15 protein-coding genes are annotated in these 22,676 nt (G+C 73.2%); 7 read left to right on the plus strand and 8 right to left on the minus strand.

What is annotated here, in order from left to right:
- The first annotated feature begins 14 nt into the window (after nucleotides 1-14).
- The 4 genes from ACH4U8_RS25255 to ligD all read left to right on the plus strand — a co-directional run bounded on the left by ACH4U8_RS25255 (nucleotide 15) and on the right by ligD (nucleotide 3,283).
- Nucleotides 15-1,514, plus strand: coding sequence for a pyridoxal phosphate-dependent decarboxylase family protein (locus ACH4U8_RS25255; RefSeq protein WP_395780340.1), 1,500 nt, complete (start codon nucleotides 15-17; stop codon nucleotides 1,512-1,514).
- A 42-nt stretch (nucleotides 1,515-1,556) separates the two neighbouring features.
- Nucleotides 1,557-1,727: a DUF5670 family protein gene (locus ACH4U8_RS25260; protein ID WP_355537031.1), complete on the plus strand. Its 171-nt coding sequence runs from the start codon at nucleotides 1,557-1,559 to the stop codon at nucleotides 1,725-1,727.
- A 258-nt stretch (nucleotides 1,728-1,985) separates the two neighbouring features.
- On the plus strand, nucleotides 1,986-2,264 hold the full coding sequence (locus ACH4U8_RS25265) for a hypothetical protein (RefSeq protein WP_360313363.1): 279 nt from the start codon (nucleotides 1,986-1,988) through the stop codon (nucleotides 2,262-2,264).
- A gap of 137 nt (nucleotides 2,265-2,401) precedes the next feature.
- Nucleotides 2,402-3,283: a non-homologous end-joining DNA ligase gene (gene ligD, locus ACH4U8_RS25270; protein WP_360313361.1), complete on the plus strand. Its 882-nt coding sequence runs from the start codon at nucleotides 2,402-2,404 to the stop codon at nucleotides 3,281-3,283.
- Nucleotides 3,284-3,337: 54 nt separating this feature from the next.
- Here the strand turns inward: ligD and ACH4U8_RS25275 are convergent, their stop codons facing one another.
- On the minus strand, nucleotides 3,338-4,288 hold the full coding sequence (locus ACH4U8_RS25275; protein WP_360313359.1) for an ATP-dependent DNA ligase: 951 nt from the start codon (nucleotides 4,286-4,288) through the stop codon (nucleotides 3,338-3,340).
- 305 nt (nucleotides 4,289-4,593) lie between these two features.
- The gene (locus ACH4U8_RS25280; protein ID WP_395780342.1) at nucleotides 4,594-9,228 is read right to left on the minus strand and encodes a hypothetical protein; all 4,635 of its coding nucleotides are present in this window, start codon (nucleotides 9,226-9,228) and stop codon (nucleotides 4,594-4,596) included.
- Nucleotides 9,229-9,580: 352 nt separating this feature from the next.
- Between ACH4U8_RS25280 and ACH4U8_RS25285 the strand changes: the two genes are divergently transcribed.
- Nucleotides 9,581-10,693: a glutamate--cysteine ligase gene (locus ACH4U8_RS25285; RefSeq protein WP_360313355.1), complete on the plus strand. Its 1,113-nt coding sequence runs from the start codon at nucleotides 9,581-9,583 to the stop codon at nucleotides 10,691-10,693.
- A 183-nt stretch (nucleotides 10,694-10,876) separates the two neighbouring features.
- Nucleotides 10,877-12,670 carry an amidohydrolase gene (locus ACH4U8_RS25290; protein ID WP_395780344.1) on the plus strand — a complete coding sequence of 598 codons (1,794 nt, stop codon included), beginning with the start codon at nucleotides 10,877-10,879 and terminating at the stop codon, nucleotides 12,668-12,670.
- A gap of 52 nt (nucleotides 12,671-12,722) precedes the next feature.
- On the opposite strand, the gene ACH4U8_RS25295 is transcribed toward ACH4U8_RS25290, so the two are convergent.
- Both ACH4U8_RS25295 and ACH4U8_RS25300 read right to left on the minus strand, forming a co-directional pair.
- Nucleotides 12,723-13,268 (minus strand): YbaK/EbsC family protein, encoded by a 546-nt coding sequence (locus ACH4U8_RS25295; protein ID WP_360313351.1) that lies wholly within the window; start codon nucleotides 13,266-13,268, stop codon nucleotides 12,723-12,725.
- Nucleotides 13,269-13,519: 251 nt separating this feature from the next.
- A complete protein-coding gene (locus tag ACH4U8_RS25300; protein ID WP_395780346.1) occupies nucleotides 13,520-14,197 on the minus strand; it encodes a hemerythrin domain-containing protein in 678 nt (225 codons plus the stop codon).
- A gap of 167 nt (nucleotides 14,198-14,364) precedes the next feature.
- Here ACH4U8_RS25300 and ACH4U8_RS25305 point away from each other — a divergent pair, with 167 nt between their 5' ends.
- Nucleotides 14,365-17,847: a BTAD domain-containing putative transcriptional regulator gene (locus ACH4U8_RS25305; RefSeq protein WP_395780348.1), complete on the plus strand. Its 3,483-nt coding sequence runs from the start codon at nucleotides 14,365-14,367 to the stop codon at nucleotides 17,845-17,847.
- Between the two features lie 35 nt (nucleotides 17,848-17,882).
- On the opposite strand, the gene ACH4U8_RS25310 is transcribed toward ACH4U8_RS25305, so the two are convergent.
- The 4 genes from ACH4U8_RS25310 to ACH4U8_RS25325 form a co-directional block, all read right to left on the minus strand.
- On the minus strand, nucleotides 17,883-19,628 hold the full coding sequence (locus ACH4U8_RS25310; protein WP_395780350.1) for a GMC oxidoreductase: 1,746 nt from the start codon (nucleotides 19,626-19,628) through the stop codon (nucleotides 17,883-17,885).
- 139 nt (nucleotides 19,629-19,767) lie between these two features.
- The gene (locus tag ACH4U8_RS25315; protein ID WP_355547702.1) at nucleotides 19,768-19,998 is read right to left on the minus strand and encodes a DUF5302 domain-containing protein; all 231 of its coding nucleotides are present in this window, start codon (nucleotides 19,996-19,998) and stop codon (nucleotides 19,768-19,770) included.
- Between the two features lie 138 nt (nucleotides 19,999-20,136).
- Nucleotides 20,137-20,805, minus strand: a complete 669-nt coding sequence (locus ACH4U8_RS25320) for a TetR/AcrR family transcriptional regulator (protein ID WP_395780352.1) — start codon at nucleotides 20,803-20,805, stop codon at nucleotides 20,137-20,139.
- Between the two features lie 94 nt (nucleotides 20,806-20,899).
- Nucleotides 20,900-22,504 (minus strand): DHA2 family efflux MFS transporter permease subunit, encoded by a 1,605-nt coding sequence (locus ACH4U8_RS25325; RefSeq protein ID WP_395780354.1) that lies wholly within the window; start codon nucleotides 22,502-22,504, stop codon nucleotides 20,900-20,902.
- Nucleotides 22,505-22,676 lie beyond the last annotated feature (172 nt).

A 22,676-nucleotide genomic window follows, 5' to 3' on the forward strand; every position in this document is an offset into this window, starting at 1 on the left:
GTTCCCCTGCCGGTATGGCTGACCCCCTCCACGAACGCGACCTCGTCCGGCCCGCCCTCGACCTGGTGGCCAAGGCCGCCGGGCCCTACCTGGAGGCGCTGCCCGAACTGCCGGTCCGCAATCCGGCCGCCGACGCGCTCTTCGACCGGTTGGGCGGGCCGCTGCCCGAGCGTGGCGACGGCACACTCGCCAGTGTCGAGGAACTGCTCGACGTCGGCACCCGCGCCGCGATGCAGTCCTCGGGGCCCCGGTTCTTCCACTTCATCGTCGGCGGCGCCACGCCCGCCGCCCAGGCCGGCGACTGGATCACCGCGCTGCTGGACCAGGCGGGCGGTCTGTGGGCCGCGTCGCCGCTGGCGACCGAGGCCGAGACGGTGGTGCTCGGCTGGCTCAAGGACCTGTTCGGGCTGCCCGACGCGTACGGCGGTGTACTCACCCCGAGCGCCACCTTCGCCAATCTCACCGCGCTCACCTGCGCGCGCCACTGGTGGGCCGCGCAGCACGGCGTCGACGTGAGCGCCGACGGTCTCGCCGGACTGCCGACCATGCCGGTACTGGCGAGCGGATACGTCCATCCCAGCAACCGCAAGGCGTTGCAGATCCTGGGCTGCGGGCGGGACACGCTGCGGGTGTGCGCGCGCGACGACGTGGGCCGGGTGGACATCGACGCGATGGAGCGCGCGCTGATCGAGATCGACGGACCCGCGGTGCTGATCGCCGCGGCGGGTGAGGTCGACACCGGCGACTTCGACCCGATCGAGGCGCTCGCCGACCTGGCCCGGCGGTACGGCGCGTGGCTGCACGTGGACGGTGCGTTCGGCCTGTTCGCCGGGGTCTCGCCGCGGCTTCGCCACCTGGTCCGGGGGGTCGAGCGGGCGCACTCGGTGGCCGCCGACGGACACAAGTGGCTCAACGTGCCCTACGAGAGCGGCTTCGCCTTCGTGCGCGACGCCGAGCTGATGGGCAGGGCGTTCGGCGCGTGGAATGCCCCCTACCTGCCCGGTGTCGGCGACACGCACCTCAACTACGCCTCGCTCGGGCCGGAATCCTCGCGTCGAGCCCGGGCCCTGCCGATCTGGGCCACGCTGCGCGCCTACGGCCGGTCCGGCTACCGGTCGATGATCGAGCGGCACCACGACCTGGCGAACCATCTCGCCGCGCTGGTCGAGCAGGCCCCCGAACTGGAACTGCTGGCCCCGGTCCGGCTGTGCGTGGTGTGCCTGCGCTACCGCCCCGAAGCCGCGCTCGGCGAGGCCGGACTCGACGAGCTGAAATCGCCGGCTGGGCGCCGAACTGAACGAGGACGGCCGGGTGTACGCCGGTACCACCGTGTACGCGGGCCGGGTCGCGCTGCGTCCGGCGATCGTGAACTGGCGGACCACGGCGGCGGACGTCGAACTGTTCGCGCAGGTGGTCCGGGAGATCGGTGCCCGGGTGGCCGCGGACCTCGGTGTGGGCACACCGGCGGGCGCCGACACAGACGCCCTCGAATGAATTTGCGACGCACCGCGTGAACCGAGACTTCCGGGGCAGACGTCGGCCGGAGGTGGTTCAAGATGATTCCGCTGCTTGTCGTGCTTTTGCTCGCTTTGATCCTGTTCGGTGCGGGATTCGCCCTCAAGGCTCTCTGGTGGATCGCCGTCATCGTATTGGTGCTCTGGGCCCTCGGGTTCGTCTTCCGCAGCGCCGGCGCGGGTGGTCGGCGCGGGCGCTGGTATCGCTGGTGAGTCACGCGTAGCCGAACCGGCGCAGACGGGGCCCGTCCGGGTGACGGGCCCCGTCGCCGCGCCCGGGGTCGGTCGGCGCGGCACGCGCCGATTCGGCCGCGCCGCGATGTCGAAACGATTTTGCGCGGGGGTCCGGACGGCGTGACGGTAGGAGTACTTTGGGCACACCGAGGGCACCTCGTATGCCGTCATCCACGGCGGCGTCGTCTGCGGCGATCCGGACATTCGCGCACCAGACCGACCAGAGGATTCGAACCCATGTACTCACAGCACTCGATCGCGGGACACCGCCGAAGCGCTCGACCGGAGACCACGGTCGAGATGACCTACGGCCTGGCCTGCACGATGTGCGGCCGCGACCTGCGGGCCGCAGCGGACCGACCCGCGCACGACGCGGTGCCGGTCGGACACGTGGAGGAGCGGCAGACCTTCGCCTGCCGAGGAGTGTGCGCCCGCTTCGCCAGCGGTTCGGCGGACGGGATCGCCGAGGAGCCGGTGCCGCTGGACGAGCGCGTGGCGGCATTCCCCACCGACTGAACACCGCCGGGCGACCGACCGAAAATCCGCCTGGCCGGCGACCGGGGTCCACCGGGCCGCCGACCGGAATCCGCGAGGCCGCCGGGCGATTGCTCGGCCCCGCGCATCGAAACGCGGCAGCGGGGGACTTTCCTCCCATGCCGGACCGCATCGCCACGACAGTCGACGGACGTTCGCTGACGCTCACCCACCTGGACAAGGTGTGGTGGCCCCAGACCGGATACACCAAGGGCCAAGCCCTGGACTACTACGCCCGGATCGCCCCGGTCCTGCTCCCGCACATCACCGGACGCCCGGCCACGTTCATCCGCTTTCCGCACGGCGTGGACGGCGGCAGCCGCTTCTACAACAAGAACGTCCCGGCCGGCGCGCCCGACTGGGTGCGCACGATCGAGGTGGTCGGCCGGGAGGAGAACCGGCGACACGTCGACGTCGACTCGTTGGCCACCCTGATGTGGGCGGCCAACCTGGCCGCGATCGAGATCCATGTGCCGCAGTGGGGCACCGACCCGGACGCCCACGACCGGCTCGTGCTCGACCTGGACCCCGGACCCGGCGCGGGCCTGCCCGAGTGTCGCCGGGTCGCGCTGCTGGCCCGCGACCTGCTCGCCGCCGACGGGCTGACCTGCGTGGTCAAGACCTCGGGCAGCAAGGGGCTGCACCTGTACGCGGCCCTGGAACCGACACCGGAGGCGGCGGTCGGCGCCTACGCCAAGGCACTCGCGATGCACCTGGAGCGGGAGCACCCGGACCTGGTCGTGCACCGGATGGCCAAGAAGCTGCGCACCGACCACGTGTTCGTGGACTGGAGCCAGAACGCGAGCGCGAAGACCACCGCCGCGCCCTACACCCTGCGTGCGCAGCCCGAACCGACCGTGTCCACACCGGTGTCCTGGGCCGAGATCGAATCGCGCGCGGAGCTGGTCTTCACCCCGGCGCAGGTGCTGGAACGGGTGGCCCGCGACGGCGACGGGTTCGCGCCGCTGCTCGCCGCCGAGACGACGGGCAGGCTGCCGTAAGGGCTTCCGAGTCGGTCGGTCCTCGGCTGTCGGTCCGGTCGGACCTCGACCCGGTCAGTCCTCCGCCAGGTCCGGCCGCAGCCGGTGCCAGGACGGATGGCGCAGCAGGCCGGCCCGGGTACGCATCGAGTACCGCACCTCGCCGACCAGCCGCGGCAACACCCAGCGCGCGTCGGCCACCACGGGTTGCGGCGTGAACGGGCACGCGTCGATCGAGGACACCTCGAGCAACTCGCCCAGCACGACCCGATCCCGGATGCCGAAGCCGGTGCCCACCGCGCCGACGTAGCGCAACAGCCCACCCTCGCGCACCCCCACCAGCAACGCGCCGGGCAGCCCGGTGAGCCGGCCGCGACCGGGCACCCATCCACCCACGATCACGTCCACGGTGTGCACGTGCCGGATCTTCACCCAGTTCGGCGAGCGCTCGCCGGGCGTATAGAGCGAGTCCAGCCGCTTGCAGACCAGCCCCTCCAGACCCTCCGCCCGGGTCGCCGCGAGGGCGGCCTCGCCGTGACCGACCAGCGCGGCCGGGGTCGACCAGTGCGGGCCGCGCAGATCGAGCCCTTCGAGCACCCGGCGCCGGTCCGCGTACGAGCGGCGGAGCAGCGGCTCACCGCCCAGGAACAACACGTCGAACAACAACAGCCGCACCGGCACCCGCTCGCGCATTCGGGCCGCCTCGGCCGGCCGACCGGCCAACCCCATCCGGGACTGGAGCCGTTCGAAGTCGCTGTGCCCATGCTCGTCCGGCGCGACCACCTCCCCGTCCAGCACCGCCGACCGGGTACCCAACGCGGTCCGCAACCCGCGCAACTCCGGATAGGCCGCGGTGATGTCCGCCCCCGACCGCGCCCGCAACACCACCGTGCCGTCCCCCGGCAGGTAGCCGACACACCGCTGCCCGTCCAACTTCGTCTCGTACGCCCAGGCGTCGTCCTCGGCGACCGGCGGCAATACCCCCGAGGTGGCGAGCATGGGCGGATACACCGGCAGATCGACCATGGGAGGAACGTGGTCGCACCACCCCACCGCTACACACCCGACCCCCCGAACGGCCCAACGCCGCCCGGTCCGCCCACCACCGAAGCCGTCGGCGCGCCGACCTCGGTGGTGGACGGTCGCCCGATCCGCTACGTTCGGTGCCCGCGTGTTGTCGGAACGAACCGGTCGACGAGGGTCGCCCGGTGGGACGGGGGAGCGGCCCAGAGCACGGAGGCGCCCGGGGGAACGCCGGTTCCGCCGCGATTCACCCCGGGGCAAACCCCGCGAACGCGGTGTGCCGATCGGGGCCGCTCGGTCGGGTGGGGTCAGCGGGTCAGCAGGGCCTCGATGGTGGAGCCGGGGGATTCCGGGAGCCAGGTGGGGTCGCAGCCGGCGAGGGCGGCGAAAACTCGGTGCCACCGGGTCGGGTCGGGGTCCAGGTGGGTCTTGAGCAGGGCGGCGATCTCCGTGTGCGCCTCGGTCGCGGCGGCGTGGATGGCGGGGTCGACCCCGATGCGCCGGGTGGCCTCGGCGATCCAGCGCAGCAGCGAGCCGGCGCCGCGGGCGAGGTGTACCAGGTCGTGGCCGGTCAACAGGCCGGCCGAGACCAGGTGGTCCAGGTGGGTGTACCACGCGGCGTCGCCCAGGACACTGTTCCCGAAGGCCACCGAGGCGCGCGCGTGCGCCGCGTCCAGGGTCGCCGCCGTGCGGGCCACCCGGTAGTACACCGGCCCCAGTTCGAGCAGCCGTGCGGGCGAATCCGGCTGGAGGACGAGACGGTTCACCACCTCGGCCGGGAACGGCTCCCGCTCGTGCTCGGCCACGATCAGGGCCCAGTCGCGCAGATACGGCAGGTCGAGCACTTCGCCGGCATCGGTGCCATCGAAGCACCTGCGCAGCTTGGTCACCAGCTTCTCGCCGGACCGCTCACGGTCGATCCGCTCGGTGAGCGCCGCGTCCGGATCGGCCGTCGCGAGTGCCTTGACCACCACCCGACCGGCGGTCGCGCCCAACACGCCCTGCTCGACCAGGTCGCCGATCCGATCCGCGCCGCCGTGGCGCAACAGGCCGCGCAGGCCCAGCAGTCGGTCCAGCAGCGACGCCTTCTTGCCCAACTGGCGCAGTGCGTGCTCGATCAGCTCCGGATCGGCCGCCTCGACCTTGATCCGCAGCGCCGGCAGCACCGAAGCGGTGGCCCGACGGTCGGCCGACAACCGCTCGCGCAACACCGGGTCCAGCGCGAGCAGATCCGCCGGTCCGGCGGCGGGCCGACCCTGCGGCACCCGGGACAACACCGCGCGGCGCACCGCGACGTGCTCGCGCGCCGACGGCGTCCCGTACAGATCCGCGTTCAACTCCGGATCGTCCAGCCGCAACAGCCGGGCCCGGACCTCGGCGTCGCGACGCCGGGCCGCCAGGATCCGCAACGCGTCCCGATCGCCGGTCAGGAACGCGTATTCGTCCAACGCGCTCGACGCGTACTCGACGTGGCGCGCATACGCCCACAGAGTGGGGTAGGCGTGCGTGCCCAGGAGCGGCAGCAGCACCGCGAGCGCCTCGGGCGACGCGCGCAGCAGCAGATCGCCGGCCGGCCACCGCCAACCGCGCCGAATCCGCCAAGTGTTCGCGTACGCCGCCTCGAACTCGACGACGATCGGCGACCGGAGCCGCCGCCAATCGCCGACGCCCGCGCCGCCGACCGCCGCCGACTCCACCGCCGCGTCCAGGAGTTCCGGCAACGCGCGGTCGCCGGCCGTACCCATGGCGAGCAGCGCGGCCGACCACCGGGCCGGGTCCACGCCCAGCCGCTCGGCCACCGACACCTCGATCGCCCGGTGCAGCGGATCCGCCACGATCCGCGAGCGCCACTTCCTGGGCAGCGGGGTCAACGCCAGTGCGGGCAGCACGCCGAGCAGGTCGAGCGGCCCGACGAAGCCGTGCCGATAGGCGCTCTCGGCCAGGAAATCGCCACCGCCACGCTGCTCGTCGTAGTACTCGCGGATCCAGCGCAGGTACGAATCCGGCCGGGCCGGGCCCGGCCAGGTGTCCGACATCGGGTACTGCTCCGGGCGTTCTGCGGGCGTGCCGGCCAGGATCGAGGCGAGCCGATCCCGGGTCGGCTCCTCCAGGTCCTTGTTCTCGGCCATCGCCGCCAACACCTCGGGCTCGCCGAGGTCGATCAGGTCGTTGGCCACCGACTCGTCGAACACCCGGCGCCCCAACGCCGCACGCGGCCGCACCGAAGCACTGTCGAAACACGCCTGGTAGAGCCAACCGGGGAACTCGTAGCCCGGCGTGTCGGCGATCCGCACCGACGCCAGCGCCGCGAGCACGTCCGGATCGTCCGGCACCGGAACGCCCTGCGGATCGGGCCCCGAGGCCAGGGTGCGCAGTACCTGCACCGCCACCAGCCAGGACGAACGATCGGGCTCGGCGGCGCGGCCGACCCGGGCGCGCCGGATCGTCGGCTCGGCCGCCGCCGGTTCGCTGCTCGCGCTCTCCGCCGCCTCGCGCCGCGCGGCCTCCAGCGTCGCGGCGTCCGCGCGGGCCAGCTCATCGGCGTCGGGACGCGGACCCGCCACCTGGCCGGCCAGCACCACCAACTCGGCGAGCGACCCGGTGAAGCCGTCGACCAGACCGACCGCGACGGCCAACGCCTCGGTGTGGCCCGCGAGATGCTCCCGGGTCAGCTCGGCCAGCCGGGCCCGCATCGGGGCCAGCACGGTCTCCGGGTTCATCGAATGCGCGGACTGGACCACGGCCTGCGCCGGATGGGCCACGTCGATCAGTTGCACCGGATCGAGCAGGTCGTTCTCCACCGCCGCGTTCACCCAGGCTTCGTCCCGGCCGAACGGCTCGGCGCGCAGCCACTCCGGCGGCGGGGTGTCGATCGTCCGGCGTGCGTAGGTGCGCTGGGCGTTGACCAGCATCAGGCACAACCGGGCCCGATCCTCGTCGGTGGCGTCCTCGTGCCGGATCAGGTCGTCGATCGCCTCGAAGGCGAACGGTTCCGCCCGGTTGGCCGCCATCAGCAGCGGGAAGTCGTGGGCGTACGGCTCGTGCACCAGGTCGCGCACGGTGGTGCGACTGGTCCGGGTCTGCAGACGGTGCGGCAACGTGGCCGGGTCGTCGTAGGGTTCGCCGCTCGCACGCAGGTCGGCCAGGCCGTCCTCGGCCTTGAGGGCGGCCTCCACCCGCTTGCGGATCTGCGCCGCGGTGTCGGCCCCGCTCCGGTCCAGGAGGGTGCGCACGCCGTCCGGGCCGTGCCGCTCCCACACCTTGATGTAGGCGTACTGCTGGGCGATCTTGCGGCAACCGAACGCCAGCGCCCGCGCGGCCAGTTCCGGTTCGCCGCCGGCCACCAGCGGCAGCAGCGTGCGCCGGTCGCCGTGCGCGAGCAACTCGCTGCGCAGGCCCGGGTCCAGCGGTGCGCGTCGGGCGATGACGCGGCGCAGCGACGGGGTCGCGCGCATGCCGAGATAGGCGGCGGCGTCCACCGCCGGGACCTGCTTGGCGACCAGGCGGGCGAGTTCGCGGATGTCCAGACCGACATTGCCGGCCAGCGCCTGCCACGCACGCGGGTCGGTCGAGGTGATCGCCGCCTCGTGCACGTGCGGGGGAAGCGAGCCGCTGGAGAGCAGGTCGCGCACCAGGGTGTCGGGCAACTCGGGCAACAACTCGCGCAGGTCGTCCGGGTCGGCGCAGACGAGCAGGTGGCGGAACGGCTTGGTCAGGGTCGGCGGGGGACCGCCGGCCTGCTCCGGCGGCGCGGTCACGGTGCCCGCCTCGATGCCCGCCAGCAGGGTCGGCAGCGCGTCGCGGTGCCGGGGCAGCACGGCCCGCAGGGTGTTCCAGCGGTCGGCGTGGCGGCCCAGGTGTCGGTGCAGCAACGCGCGCAGTTCGGGGCACTCCGGCAGTTCGACCAACGTGGCGACCGCGGTCCGGGCGGGGGTCACCTCGGTCAACACCCGGGCCGGGTCGGCGGGTTCGGCCAACTCGCGGGCGAGCGCGGCGATCCGGGCCAGTGCGGGGTGCTTGGGCGTGCCGATCGCCGCCCGCAACACCGCGAGCGTCGGCCGGGCCACCGGGCCCACCGTCGTCGGATGCGCGGTGTAGAGCGCGACCAGCAGGTCCTCGGGGCAGTCCGGGTCGGCGGCCAGCAGCGCGGCGGCGGCCTCCGGCAGCGGCTCGCGCCCCTGCTCGACCCGCAGCGCGGCCCAGTCGATCTCCCGGCGCCAGGTCGAGGGATGGAATCCGGCGCGCAGTTCGGCGATCAGTCCGGCGGGGCCCTCGGCCTCGGCCACCGCGACGGCGAGCGCGTCGGCCGCGGCCCGGTGTGCCCCGGCCGGCTCGCCCGGGCGGTCGAGCAGCGCGGCCACCTCGGGGCGCACGTGGCGCAGCGCCTCGGGCAGCAGGTGGGTGCCGCCGTGTCGGCTCAGGGACAGCAGGCCGCGCAGTTCCTCGGCGGCGGTCAGGGTGCCGGCGCACACCCGCAGCGCGTGTGCGACCAGTTCCGGTCGTTCGGCGACCACCGCGGCGGCCGGTCCGCGGGCCGGCGGATCCTCGGCGGACCGGGCGAGCAACTCCTCGTGCAGCGCGCTCAACGGGTGCGGCGTCCCGGTGTGGCGCCCGGGGGCGAGTACGACCCGACGCATCCAGGTGGTCGCCTCGGGATGCGTGTGCACGATCCGGTCGACCACCGGGTCCGGTTGCTCCAACAGCGCGGCCAGGTCGGTCGGCGTGAGCACCGTCCCGTTGTGCGCGAGCCGGCGGCGGACCCACGGGTCGGGATCGTGTGCCGCCAACGCCCGCAGGGCGGGCGAGAGTTTCCGGTCGCCCAGGAGGGCGGCGATCACGTCGTCGCCGATCCGCCGGCGGACTCGGCCCAGGTCGCCGACGGCGGCTCCCTCGAACAGCAGCCCGACCAGGAGAGCCTTGTTCGCGACCTGCACCCGTGACATCACGTGCCCCCGTACTCGCCCGTTCCACTTGCGGGTTCCACCTCATCACAACGCCCGGACATCGGGGACGCCCGCCCCGAAGCGGACTCGCCCGACTCGGACGCGACCCCGGGTCGACGTGTCGACCTGCGGTGGATACGGGTACAACCGAGCGAGTCCTCCCAAGTAGTACGGCCTGTCCGGATCTTGGTCGAGTACGTACTGCGTCGCGATGCCGAACCCGGTGGGGTGCCGGGGTGTTCCCGGAGCCGATGAGCAACCGGGCGCGGTCGTGGCGCATACCGGCTGCGGACGGGTCGGGTCCGAGTGGAGGCCCTGCCCGGCGGGTTCGCCCGCTCGAAAGGACGGTTCGGTGAAGACCACCCTGGGTGTCGAGGAGGAGTACCTGCTCGTGGACCCGGTCAGCGGACTGCCGGTGCCGGCGGCCGAGCGGGTCCGGGCCGAGGTGAGCTTACGGCCCGGGTACGGCGTCGGCGACGTGCAGCCCGAACTGCTGAAGGCCCAGTTGGAGGTGGCCACTCCGGTGTGTTCCTCGCTCGACGAGATAGGCCGGCACCTGTACCGGATGCGACGCGAACTGTCGGCGGCGGCCGAACGGGTCGGCTGCCGGCTGGTCGCCTGCGGGACCACGCCCGCGGGCGACGGGAAGCCGATGGAGATCAGCGAACATCCGCGCTACCTCGCGATCGCCGAGAACGCCCGGCGATTGGCCGACGTGCAACTCATCCACGGGATGCACGTGCACGTGGCGGTGCCGGATCGGGAGACGGGTGTGCAGGTCGTCAACCGGATCCGGCCGTGGTTGCCGCTGTTGGTCGCGATGGGTGCCAACTCGCCGCTCTGGCAGGGGGTGGACACCGGGTTCGCGAGTTGGCGCACGATCCATTACGCGCGCTGGCCGGTCGAGGGTCAACCACCGGTGTTCGTCGACTTGGAGGAGTACGAACGCAGGGTGGACGCGCTGCTGGCGGTGGGAGTGATGCTCGACCGAGGTCAGGTGTACTGGCAGGTGCGACTGTCCGAACGATTCCCCACCATCGAGATCCGCTGTCCGGATGTGCAGTTGCGGGCGGACGACGCGGTGATGCTGGCCGGGCTGATCCGGGCACTGGTGGTCACCGCGCTGCAACAGCACGGCGAGAAGGCGCCGTACGCCGCACCCGACCCGGAACTGCTGCGTGCGGCCTGCTGGTTGGCGGCCAGGGACGGGCTGGAGGGGGATCTGTTCGGGCCGGTGGGGCCGGCGGGCACGGCCCGTCGGGTCGAGGCGGGCGACCTGGTCCACGAGATGCTCGCGCACGTCACCCCCGTGTTGGATCGCTTCGGGGACACCACGCGGGTGTTCGCCCTGGTGGATCGGCTGATCCGGCAGGGGACGGGGGCCGATCGGCAGCGGGCGGCATTCGTGGCCGGGGGGCTGCCGGGCGTGCTGGACCTGATGGTCTCGGATACGTCGGCCGGGTAGCCGTCGGCCGGCCATGCCGGTTGAGCTCGGCCGAGTGGCCCGCCGACGCGTGGGCCTGATTCGTCCCCCGGTCGGCCCGACCGACACAGGATGTCCGAATATCACCTTCGATGTAACGGTCCGTCGCCGACAGACTGCATAGCGACACGGGCGTCGATACAACGAAGGACGGGGTGAGCGGTGATGTCGGAGGGATTCGCGCCGGAGACGGGCGCACAAGCGGGCCCGGGAGCCGAGCCCGGCGCGGCCGACGTGATTTTCCACGGCGGCGAAATCGAGACGGTGGCGGGTGGGCCCGGCCCCGAGGCGGTCGGGGCGGAGCCGGGTGCGCGGCCCGAGGCGGTCGCCGTCAAGGACGGCCGGATCGTCTTCGTCGGCGACCTGGACCGGGCGCTGGAACACTGGCGCGGGCCCGAGACCCGGTTGTACGACCTGGCCGGCCGGGCGTTGTTGCCGGGCTTCATCGATCCGCACGGCCACGTGGTCGGCACCGGACTCCAGGAGACGATCGCCGACCTGCTCGGCGAGCCGGACGGCGACGTCGGGGACGTCGAGGCGATCGTGCGCAAGTTGCGCGAGTTCGCGGACGGCGAGGTCGGCCGGCGATCGGCGTGGATCGTCGGCTTCGGCTACGACGACGCGCTGCTGGCCGGCGGGCAACACCCGACCCGGGAGGACCTGGACCGGGTCTCCACGGAGCGACCGGTGCTGGCCATCCACCAGTCGTTCCACCTGGGCGCGGTGAACAGCAAGGGGCTGGAACTCCTGGAGTACAGCGCCGCGACGAAGAACCCCAAGGGCGGGGTGATCCGGCGCGGCGACGAGTCGGTACTGCCGTTCGGCGAACCGAACGGGGTGCTGGAGGAGACCGCGTTCTTCCCCGCCTCCGGTCACGCGATCATCGGCATTGCCGAACAGGACCGGGCCCGGTTCCTGGCCAAGGGTCTGCAGGCGGCGGCGAGTTACGGCTTCACCACGGTGCAGGAGGGCGCCGCGGAGTTGGCGGTGCTGGGCGACCTGCGGGCCCTCGCGGCGGTCGCGCCATTGCCCCTGGACGTCGTGGTCTACGTCAAGGCGGCCGAGGCGATCGAGGCGCCGCATCTGGTCGAGGCGAGCCCGGACTACCTGAACGGTCTGCGGGCGGCCGGGATCAAACTCAACCTGGACGGCTCTCCGCAGGGCCGGACGGCCTGGCTGCGCGAGCCGTACCTGACGCCGCCGGAGGGCCTGGACGACGACTACTGCGGCTACCCGACCCTGGAGGAGGAGGTCGCCCTCGACCAGGTCCGGGCCGGCTTCGCGCACGGCTGGCAGGTGATCGCCCACGTCAACGGCGACGAGGCGATCGCCCAGTTGATCCGCTGCGTGCGGATCGCCACCCGGGAGGCGCGGCCGGCCGATCGGCGCACGACCGGCATCCACTGTCAGACGGCGGGCGAGGACCAGATCGAGGAGTTTCGCCGGCTGGGCATCATCCCGTCGTTCTTCTCGATGCACACGTTCTACTGGGGCGACTGGTACTACGAGACGGTGCTCGGGGAGGAGCGCGCCGTCGACATCTCGCCCGCGCAATGGGCCCTGGCCCGCGGCATGGTCTACACGTCGCACCACGACGCGCCGGTGGCCCGGCCGAGTTCGATCGCGATCCTGTCCGGCCAGGTCACCCGCAGGACCCGCAAGGGCATGGTCCTGGGCAAACATCAGTGCGTGTCGGGGGCGGACGCGGTGCGGTCGATCACCATCAACGCGGCCTACCAGTACGGCGAGGAGGCCGACAAGGGCAGCATCGAGGTGGGCAAGCTGGCCGACCTGGTGATCCTGAGCGCGAATCCGGTGACCGTACCGGGTGAGGCGATCGCGAGGATCACCATCGAGGAGACGATCAAGGCGGGTCGCACGATCCACCCGCCGATCGAGGAGATGCCCGTTCCGGTGCCCTCGGGCGTGGGATTGCAGTTGTTCACGCACCACTGCTGACGGCGTGGTCCTCCCGCCCGGACCGGATCGGCACGGGCGGGAGGACCGGGAATCAGGCCAGGGGGACGCCGAGGCCGGGCAGCACCCGCGCGCCCGGGAGCTCGGCCAGCAGGCGGCCGGGTACCCACAGCTTGGAGCCGCGAATCCCGGAACCGACCACGATGCGCGGGTGCGCGGCGACGGCGGCGTCGATCAGGATCGGCCAGTCCGCGGGCAGCCCGATCGGGGTGATCCCGCCGTACTGCATCCCGGTCGCCGCGAGCACCACGTCCACCGGCGCGAACGACGCCTTGCGGGCGTCGAGGTGCCGGCGGACCAGGCCGTTCACGTCCGCCCTGGTGGTGGCGGTGACCAGACACGCCGCGTAGGTGACCGTGCCGCCGCGCTTGGCGGCGATCACCACGCAGTTCGCGCCGTCGGCCGGGGCCACGTCGTAGCGGGCGCAGAACGCGGCGGTGTCGGCCAGTTCGGGATCGATCGCGGCGACCTCGACCGGATCGGCGGCCCCGGCCGGCCAACCGGCCAGGGCACGGGCCACCGGTTCGGCCAGCAACTCGGGGTGGGACAGGGCGGGATGAACGGCAAGTGCGGTGCTCATGAGGCCATCCAACCCAATCGACGACACTTTCGGGTCGGCGCGCGGGGCCGAATGTGCGCCACCGGCGCGTCGATGGGAGTGGGCCGCGTGCGGTGGGTGCGGGCCGGCTCCGGGTCGCCGAGACCGGCGTCGCCTCGGTCGAGTCGGGTCCGGACCCCCGGATCGCGCCGGACCCGGCGGTGCGTGCGCGTCGCGGGGGCGCGGATCCGGCCGCGGGCGGACAGGCGCACGGGCACCGGGAGTCGATGCGTTCAGCCCCGGACCCGGCGGACCATGCGGGCGTACATCGGGCGCCCGACCAGGTGCCAGAGCAGCCGGGCCGGGAGCGGCAGCCCACCGAGCATCGTGGCCCGCTCGGCCGGGTGGGCGTCTTCCAGCACCACCCCCAGCAGAAGCAGGATCTGCGGCTTGGGCGTGGTCTCCACGAAGTGCTCGCCCATCGCGTGCCACTCCTGCGCGGTGAGCAGCCGCTGAGCCAGCGGAAGCAGTTCGGCCTCCTCCTCGTCGAGGTGCTCGATCAGCGCCGCGCGGTGCTCGACCAGCGCCGCGACCAGCGCGTCCCGCTCGTTGCCCCCGGCGTTCGCCGCCCACGCCGCGAGCAGTTCCCCGGCGGTGGTCAGCGAACCGGCCACCCGCTCGTGCTGGGCCTCCATCCGCAGCACCAGATCGGCCTCCAGGTCGACCCGCGCCAGCAGCGGCGGCCACAACAACTCGTCCTCGCCGGTGTGGTGCCCGTGCAGGCCCAACCGGTACAGGTCGAAGTGGTCGGCGAGTACCTTGGCCCGGGCGGTGTCGCCCGGCTCGACGGCGGCGACCAACTCGATCAGCAGCCGCGATTCGCGGCGCAGCCCGCGGTGGACGATCACCATGTCCCGGGTGTCGAAGCCGGCCGAGGCGGGGGAGACGGGCGAGGAGGACGAGGCGGTCATGGCGGGTGATCCCTTCGGTGGGCCCTCGGCGTGGTGTCGCCGGGCATGCTCATAGCCTGGTCCGGGCGTCTTGGAGGAATCCTGGAAGGAACATGGAGCCGCCCGACGGGGTTGTCCGGCGAGCGGCTCGCCGCCGGCCGAGCCGCTCGAACCGGATAGGGGGATGGATGGTCTACCTGCGTGTGCTCGGCCCGTTCGAGGCCGACGTGGACGATGCGACCGTGCCACTGGGTGGTCCGCGCCAGCGCGCCGTGCTCGCGCTCCTGGTGGCCGCGCGCGGGCGGGTCGTGTCGATCGACCGGATGATCGAGGACCTGTGGCGCGGCGAACCACCCGCCCAGGCCGTCACCTCCCTCCAGGCGTACGTGTCCAACCTGCGTCGCCTGCTCGAACCGGGTCGACCGCGACGGGCCCCGGCCACGATCCTGGTCAGCGCGGCACCCGGCTACGCCCTGCGCCTGCCGGACGACGCGGTGGACGCGTGGCGCTTCGAGCACCTGCTCCGCGCCGCGCGGGAGCGGGCCGAGACCGACCCGGCCCAGGCGCGCACCCTGGTCGAGGCGGCGCTCGCGTTGTGGCGCGGCCCGGCGTTCGCGGCCGCCTCGGACGAGCCGTGGGCCCTCGCCGAGGCCGCCCGGTTGAGCGAACTGCAACTGAGCGCACGCGAACTGCACATCGCCGCCGGCCTGCGCTCGGGCGCCGCGGCGGGCGCGGCTGCGGACGCCGAACGGCTCACCCACGAGGCGCCGTTGCGCGAGGAGGGTTGGCGTCTGCACGCCCTGGCGCTGTGGGCGGACAACCGACAAGCGGACGCGCTGGCCACGCTGCGCCGGGCCCGCGCGGTCCTGGCGGCCGACGTCGGCCTGGACCCGGGGCCCGCCCTCGCCGAGGTCGAGGCGGCGATCCTGGGTCGCCGCATGGACGTACTCCGGTCGGCGACCGGCGTCGCCGACCGGGCTGCGGCGGGCGATCGGGACGAGGCAACCGCCGGGGCGGCCGGCCGGCCGACGACCGGTCGCGCCGACGCCGACCGGCCCGCTGCCCGTACCGACCGCGACGCGGTGCCCGCGAGTCCGGCGCACCCGACCGCGGCGCCGGCCTTCGGCGCGGTCCCCGACGCCGACACCCACCCCCGACCCGGCGGCCCCGCCGACCTGTTCGTCGGACGGGACGACGAACTCGCCGCGCTGCTGGGCGCGGCCGGCCGGGTCGGAGCGGCCGGCCTGCGGGTCGCGCTGGTGACCGGGGAGGCCGGACTGGGCAAATCCGCGCTGCTGAGCCGACTCGCCGGCGAACTGGAGCGGGCCGGGCTGCTCGTGGCCACCGGACGGTGTCCCGAGGTCGACGGCGCACCGCCCGCGTGGGCGTGGGTGGAGGCGCTGCGGGCGATCGCCGAGATCGTGCCGCCGCCGGCCGAGTCGGCCGCCGCCCTCGCGCCGCTGCTGGGCGACGACCCGGCGGAGGGGCCCGGGCAGGACACCGCGGCGGGCCGGTTCCGGCTGCACCGCGCGGTCTGGTCCTGGCTGGCCGCCGGCGCCCGGCGTCGGCCGCTGGCCATCCTGCTGGACGACCTGCACCGCGCCGACGCCGAAACGCTGGCCCTGCTCGCCGCCGCGGCCGACGGCGAGGCCGCCGGCGCGCCGCTGTTCGTGGTCGCCGCCTACCGTCCCGACGAGGTGGCCGGCCGGCTCACCGAGACCCTGGCCGGACTGGCCCGCCGATCGCCGGTCCGACTGGCGCTGCCCGGCCTGCCGGAGGCCGCCGTGGCCCGGGTCGTGGACGCCGTGTCCCAGACGCCCGTCGACCCCGCGACGATCACCGCGTTGGCCGAACGCACCGGCGGCAATCCGTTCTACGTGCGGGAGAGCGCCCGCCTGCTGGACAGCGAAGGGGCCCTGGTCGCGCTCTCCGACGTGCCCGAGGGGGTCCGCGACGTGCTGCGCCGACGGCTGGCCCGGCTGCCCGAACCCGCCGTCGCGGTACTGCGGTTGGCCTCGGTGGCGGGCCGCGAGGTCGACGTGGACGTGCTGGTGCACGCGGCCGAGGTCGAGGAGGGCGGCGTGCTGGACGCGTTGGACGCCGGCCTGATCGCCGGGCTGCTCACCGAACCGACCCCCGGGCGAGTGCGGTTCGTCCACGCGCTGGTCCGCGACACGATGGTCGCGGACCTGAGCGGGCTGCGCCGCACCCGGATGCACGGCCGCATCGCCGCCGCCCTGGAACGGCTCGGCAGCGGCGACGTCTCGGCGCTGGCCTACCACTACGGCCACGCGGCCACCGCCGCCACCGCCGCCCGGGCCGTCGAAGTGTGCGTGGCCGCAGCCGAGTTGGCCGAGCGCCGGTTCGCCCACGACACGGCCGTCGAGCTGCTCGGCCGGGCGCTGGAATGCCTGGACCGGATTCCCGCCGACACCGCCGGCGACCGGGACGGGCGGCGGGCCGACCTGTTCGGCCGGCTGCTGCGCGCCCAGGTCCGGGCCGGCGACGTCGGGGCGGCCCGGTCGACCCGGCAACGCGCCTTCGAGGCCGCCGAGTCGATGCACCGCGACGACCTGACGATCGCCGCGTTCACCGCGTGGACGGTGCCCACGCCGTGGCAGAGCCGGCCGTACGGAAGCCTGGACCTGGGTGTGCTGGCGGTGTTGCGCCGGCTGATCGCGCGCACCGACCTCGACCCGCGGACCCGATGCCGGTTGTTGAACGGCTACGCCGGCGAGCTGATGGGGGAGGACATCGAGCCGAGGCCCAGGGCGATGGCCGAGGAGGCCGTCGCGCTCGCCGCCGACCTGGGCGATCCCGACCTGCACGCACTCGCCCTGACCACGCTCACCGGCAACCTGGACAGCCTGCCGGACGCGCCGGCCCGGGCCGAGGCCGCCGCCGAACTGGCCCGGATCGCCGATGCGTTCGACCTGCCGGAGTATCGCTGGTACAGTCGGTACAACCAGGCCATCGCCGCGGCCGACCAGAACGATCCGGCCGTCGCGCGCCGGTTGGTCGAGGAGAGCACGGCGATCGCGGAAAGCTACCGGATGCCGGAGGCGATCGGCGTCGGCGGCTGCGCGCTCGCCACTCTCGCGCACATCGACGGCCGCCACGACGAGGCCGAGGAGTACTACCTCCGGGCCACCGAGCCGATGATCGCGCAGGGTTCGCTGCACGCGTACGGTCTGCGCCGGCTCGCCCTCGCCACGATCCTGCTCGGCCGCGGCCGGATCCGCGAACTCGCGCCACAGGCACCGGGGATCCTGGCCGACTTCGGGCCGTTCGTGGCCGACCTGTGCGCCCTCGCGGTGGCCGCCGACGGTCGGATCGAGCAGGCGCGGGCGATCCGGGCGGTGATCGAGCCGATCCGCCGCGACTTCTTCCACACCCCGATGTCGGTCTTCCGCGCGGCGGTGGTGGTGGCGTTGGGCGAACACGAGGAGGCCACCGCGCTCTACCCGACCCTGCTCCCGCTGCGCGACGCCGCACCCGCGTGCGCGGGGTTGTCCCTGGCGATCCGGCCACCGGCCCACGACCTGGGCGAACTGGCCCGCTTCCTGGGCCGGGAGAGGGAAGCCCGCGCACACTTCGACCGCGCCGCCCAGATCGCGGACACCTGGCACGCGAAGCAATGGGCGGCCGACGCCCGAGCGGCACGTGGCTAGGGACTACACGAGCCGAGCCGCCGCCGCGCCCGCCGTCAGTCCTGTGCCGACCGCGGTCCCGACCGCACCTCCACGATCGGCAGTCGCAACGCCCCCGGCGCGTCCGCCGGGACCGCCGGCGCCACCGGTGCGGTGCGGGCGATCCGCCGATAGGCCGAGCCCAACTCCGGCCGGGGATCGGCCTCGCCGCGGTTGGGCCACAGCGCCGTCGCACGCTCCGCCTGGGCGGTGATGGTCAGGGACGGGTTGACGCCCAGGTTCGCGCTGACCGCCGCACCGTCCAGGACATGCAGTCCCGGATGCCCGTACACGCGCTGGTACGGGTCGACCACCCCGGTCGCGGCCGAGTCGCCGATCACGCAACCGCCCAGAATGTGCGCGGTCATCGGCACGTTGGCCAGATCGCCCCAGGTGCCGCCGGCCACCCCGCCCAGTCGTCGGGCGATCCGTCGGACCGCCTCGTGGCCGGCCGGGATCCAGTTCGGGTTGGGCTCGCCGTGGCCCTGTCGGGTGGTGATCCGGGTCCGGCCGAACAGGCCGCGTCGGCGATACACCGTCAGCGAGTTGTCCCGGGACTGCATGACCAGCGCGATGATCGCCCGCTCGGACCAGTTGCGCACGTTCATCAGCCGCAACCGGGACGGGTGTTGCCACGACTCGCGCAGGAATTGGCGCACCCGGGGCCGGTCCCCGTCGGTGAGCAGGGTCTGCAACAGCCCCATCGCGTTGGAGCCCTTGCCGTAGCGAACCGGTTCGATGTGGGTGTCCGCGTCCGGGTGCCACGAGGAGGTGATGGCCACTCCGCGCGTGGCGTCGACCACCCCGGTGGTCGGGGCGACCGCGCCGACCAGCGCCTCGGAGTTGGTCCGGGTCAACCGGCCGAGCGTGCCGGACAGGTGCGGCAGCGTACCCTCGGCTGCCATCCGGTGCAGCAACCGCTGGGTGCCCAGCGTGCCGGCGGCGAACACCACCTGCTCGGCGGTCCAGGTGCGGGGCGCGCGCGGCGCCGTCGCGGGCCCGGTGTGGACGGTCTCCACCGCATAGCCGCCGGTGGACCCGTCCGGGTGCCGGCCCGCGCCCAGCGGGCGGACCCGGCGCACCGTACGCTCCGCGTGCACCTGGGCGCCCGCCCGTTCGGCCAGGTACAGGTAGTTCTTGAGCAGCGTGTTCTTCGCGCCGACCCGGCAACCGGTCATGCACGAACCACATTCGGTACACGTGGTCCGGCGCGGCCCGGCTCCGCCGAAGAACGGGTCGGCCACCTCCTCGCCGGGCGACTGTCCCTCCTCGGGGAACAACACGCCGACCGGCGCGAGACGGAAGGTGTCGCCCGCGCCCATTTCCTCGGCGACGGCCTTCATGTGCTCGTCGGCGGGCGTCATGTGCGGGTTCGTCACTACGCCCAGCATGCGTTCGGCCTGGGCGTAGTACGGCGCGAGTTCGGCGTGCCAGTCGGTGATGCGGGCCCACTGCGGGTCGTCGAAGAAGGGTTGCGGCGGCTCGTACAGCGTGTTCGCGTAGTTCAGCGAACCGCCGCCCACACCCGCGCCGGCCAGCACCACCACGTCCTTGAGCACGTGGATGCGCTGGATGCCGGTCAGACCCAGGGCCGGCGCCCACAGGAAGTCGCGCAACTGCCACGAGGTTTTGGGGAAGTCGGCATCGGCGAACCGGCGACCGGCTTCGAGTACGCCGACCCGGTAGCCCTTCTCGGTCAGCCGCAACGCGGCGACCGAACCGCCGAAACCCGAACCGATGACCAGAACGTCGTAGTCGAACACGGGGGACCCTTCGCCGGGCGGGCAGGAGGCATGCCACGAGATCTCGCGATCCGGCGATCCTACTGCTCGGTAACCCGGCGAAGGCAGTCCCTCGCTGGTCCGATTCGGTGACTCGAATCGGCGTGCGGGGTGGTCCGATTCAGCCGCTCTTGCGACGGAACGAGCGCTGCTGCGCGGCGGGCCCGTGCGCACCGTGGATCTTGGACCCGTCGCCGCCCGGACCGTCGCCGGTGCCGTCGGTCTTGGTGCCGCGCTTGCGGGCGAGCGCCTCGCGGAACTTGCGCTTGGTCTCGTCCTCGGGCGTCTCCGGCTCGGTGGCCTCGACGACCGTCTCCTCGGGTGTCTCGTTCGCGGGTGTCTCGTCAGCCATGGTGCGTTCCTGCTCTCGAACTGGATGCGATCCGTGGGGACACCCTTCCACGTCCGAGCCCGGGATGGCACGCCCGCATCGGGTAACGCCCACAAGAGCGGACATACCGGCTGCCGGTGCCGACCTGTGCCGGGTCGCTCAGGTGAGCCGCGCCGTCCGGGTGACCAGCGTGTCGATGAAATCGTTGAGCGGCGGCCAGCCGAAGCCGGGCGTCGTCATCCGCAGCAGGATCGCGCCGTGCATTGCCGCCCACACGGCCAACGCGTCCTCGAACGGGTCCGTCCCCGTCGGGCGGTCGGCCGACGAGGTGTTCGCCACCGCGTCGACCAGGGTCTGGAAGACCTCCCGGCGACTGGGCGGCGGCAACGGCGGAGCCGCCGGGTCGACGACCTGCGGGGGCATCCGCAGGAACAGCGCGCGGTAGCGGCCGGGGCGGTCCATCGCGAACCGGGCGTAGGCCCGACAGCCCTTGAGCAGCGCCCCATTCGGTTCGGCGTCCGCGGCGGAGGCCGCCACGATGGTGGCGTGCAACTCGTCGAAGTAGCCGTTGAGCACGGTGTCGAGGATGTCGTTCAGGTCGTTGAAGTGCGCGTAGATCGACGGCGCGGTGATCTCGGCCTCGCGTGCGATCCGGCGCAGCGTCACATCGCCCGCGTGTCCGTCGCGTTCGATGAGGGCGGTTGCCGCGGCCAGGATGTCGTCCCGCAACCTCGCTCCCTGGCCGCGGCGATTGCGTCGGCGGGTGGGTCCGTGATCGTCGTCCATGCCGGCCAGCGTACGAGGCGGGCCGGCGGCGCTCGCGGGCATGGTGCCTCCTCCGGTGTGTCGCCGACGGGCCGCCCGACGACGGATGCCCGGCGACCGGCTCGGGCCGGTCGCCGGGTGCCGGGATGACGCTCCGTCAGGCGGCGGGCACCGCCCGGGCGTCGGTCGATTCGGTGGGCCGCCCGGTGGCCACCGAGGTGCTGACCGTGCGGCGCGGGAGGCCGAAGGCGACCACGATCGCGCCGATCGCGGCGACCGCCGCCGCCACCAGGGCGCCGTTGTTCATCGCCGTGGTGAAGGCGTGGTCGGCGGCCGAGGTGAGCCGGTGGCCGTCCTCGGGGGACAGGTGCGCGGCAACGGCGTGCGCGCTGGGCAGGTCGCGTTCGGCCACCGAGGCCGGGCCGGTCGGGTGCAGGTCGGCCATCTCGGACCGGTAGTGCGTGGAGACCAGCGTGCCGACCACCGCGATGCCCAGCACGCCGCCGAGTTCGCGGACCACGCTGTTGAGTGCACCCGCCATCGCCGAGAACCGGGCCGGCACCGACGCGGTGATCTCCATGCTCGCCGGGGCCATCATCATGCCCATGCCGGCCCCGACCAGGGCCATCTCCGCGGCCAGTACGACGAACGGGGTGTCGGCGTCGGTGGTCAGGCCGAGCACCGACAGGCCGATCGCGATCGCGCCGAGTCCGCCGGTGAGCGTGCCGCGAATGCCCAGCCGGGCGGTGACCACCGGCGACAGGCCGGACATCGTGGCCATCGCCACCGCGAACGGCATCGCGGACAGGCCCGCCTTCAGCGGGCTGTATCCGTGTACGAGCTGGAAGTACTGGGACAGCACGAACAGTGTGCCGAAAAGCGCGAAGAAGGTCACCGCCAGCGTCGCGGCGGCGAGCACGAAGCCCCGGTTGGCGAACAGCCGTACCTGCACCATCGGTTCGTCGCGGCGCAGTTCCCAGGCCACGAACGCGGCGGTGCACAGCACGAATACGCCCGCCTCGACGAGGGTGAGCGGCGCGGTCCAGCCGCGCTCGGGCGCCTCGATGATCGCGTCGACCAGCGCGCCCAGGCCGACGACGGACAACACGGCGGCGGGCAGGTCGAGTCGGGTGGTGCCCTGGCGCGGGACGCTCGGCACGATGCGCAGGATGCCGACGAGCGCGGCGAGCACGAGAGGCACGTTGATCCAGAACGCGCTGGACCAGGAGAAGTGCATCAGCAGCGCGCCACCGGTGACCGGGCCGATCAGCACCCCCACGCCGGCCGCGGCGGACCAGACGGCGAACGCCTTGGGGCGTTCCACCGGCGGGAACATCCGGATGATGATGGCCAGCGTCGCGGGCATCACGAACGCCGCGCCCAGGCCCATCACCGCCCGCCAGGCGATCAGTTCGGCCGCGGTCGAGGACAGCGCCGCGATCGCCGATCCGGCGCCGAACAACGCGAGACCGCCGAGCAGCGCGCGCCGGGCGCCGAACCGGGCGCCCAGGCTGCCGGCCAGGAGCAGCAGGGCGGCGAAGACCAGCGTGTAGGCGTCGGTGATCCATTGCAGATCCGACGTCGACGCGTCCAGCCCCTTCGCCAACGAGGGCAGCGCGGTGTTGAGCACCGAGTTGTCGAGCGTCACCGCGACCAGCGTCGAACTGAGCACGAGCAGCGCGGCCCACCGACGCGGGTGGCCGGCGGCCTCCGAAACGTCGGCGGAGCCGGCATCGGGTGATCGGGATTCTTGGCTGCTCACGCGGTACCCCCTGATTAACGCATGTGTGCTTACGGCTGTAAACATAGCTCGTGGCTATACGCCCGTAAAGCCAAGGATTGGCAAAGCGCACCGAACCGGCCCGGTCGGCCCGATGGAGCTTCTGTGGCGACGACACCGACGTCACCGCGGACCGGCTGCGCGGCAAACCGGC

The organism is Embleya sp. NPDC020886, assembly GCF_044333915.1.
Taxonomy (GTDB): domain Bacteria; phylum Actinomycetota; class Actinomycetes; order Streptomycetales; family Streptomycetaceae; genus Embleya.

Bases quoted from the DNA above. Each gene is read 5' to 3' on its own strand.
- ACH4U8_RS25300 (WP_395780346.1), bottom strand. From the start codon at position 14,197: ATGACCGCCTCGTCCTCCTCGCCCGTCTCCCCCGCCTCGGCCGGCTTC.
- ACH4U8_RS25260 (WP_355537031.1), top strand. From the start codon at position 1,557: ATGATTCCGCTGCTTGTCGTGCTTTTGCTCGCTTTGATCCTGTTCGGT.
- ACH4U8_RS25280 (WP_395780342.1), bottom strand. From the start codon at position 9,228: ATGTCACGGGTGCAGGTCGCGAACAAGGCTCTCCTGGTCGGGCTGCTG.
- ACH4U8_RS25265 (WP_360313363.1), top strand. From the start codon at position 1,986: ATGTACTCACAGCACTCGATCGCGGGACACCGCCGAAGCGCTCGACCG.
- ACH4U8_RS25320 (WP_395780352.1), bottom strand. From the start codon at position 20,805: ATGCCCGCGAGCGCCGCCGGCCCGCCTCGTACGCTGGCCGGCATGGAC.
- ACH4U8_RS25290 (WP_395780344.1), top strand. From the start codon at position 10,877: ATGTCGGAGGGATTCGCGCCGGAGACGGGCGCACAAGCGGGCCCGGGA.
- ACH4U8_RS25275 (WP_360313359.1), bottom strand. From the start codon at position 4,288: ATGGTCGATCTGCCGGTGTATCCGCCCATGCTCGCCACCTCGGGGGTA.
- ACH4U8_RS25295 (WP_360313351.1), bottom strand. From the start codon at position 13,268: ATGAGCACCGCACTTGCCGTTCATCCCGCCCTGTCCCACCCCGAGTTG.
- ACH4U8_RS25305 (WP_395780348.1), top strand. From the start codon at position 14,365: ATGGTCTACCTGCGTGTGCTCGGCCCGTTCGAGGCCGACGTGGACGAT.
- ACH4U8_RS25255 (WP_395780340.1), top strand. From the start codon at position 15: ATGGCTGACCCCCTCCACGAACGCGACCTCGTCCGGCCCGCCCTCGAC.
- ligD (WP_360313361.1), top strand. From the start codon at position 2,402: ATGCCGGACCGCATCGCCACGACAGTCGACGGACGTTCGCTGACGCTC.
- ACH4U8_RS25315 (WP_355547702.1), bottom strand. From the start codon at position 19,998: ATGGCTGACGAGACACCCGCGAACGAGACACCCGAGGAGACGGTCGTC.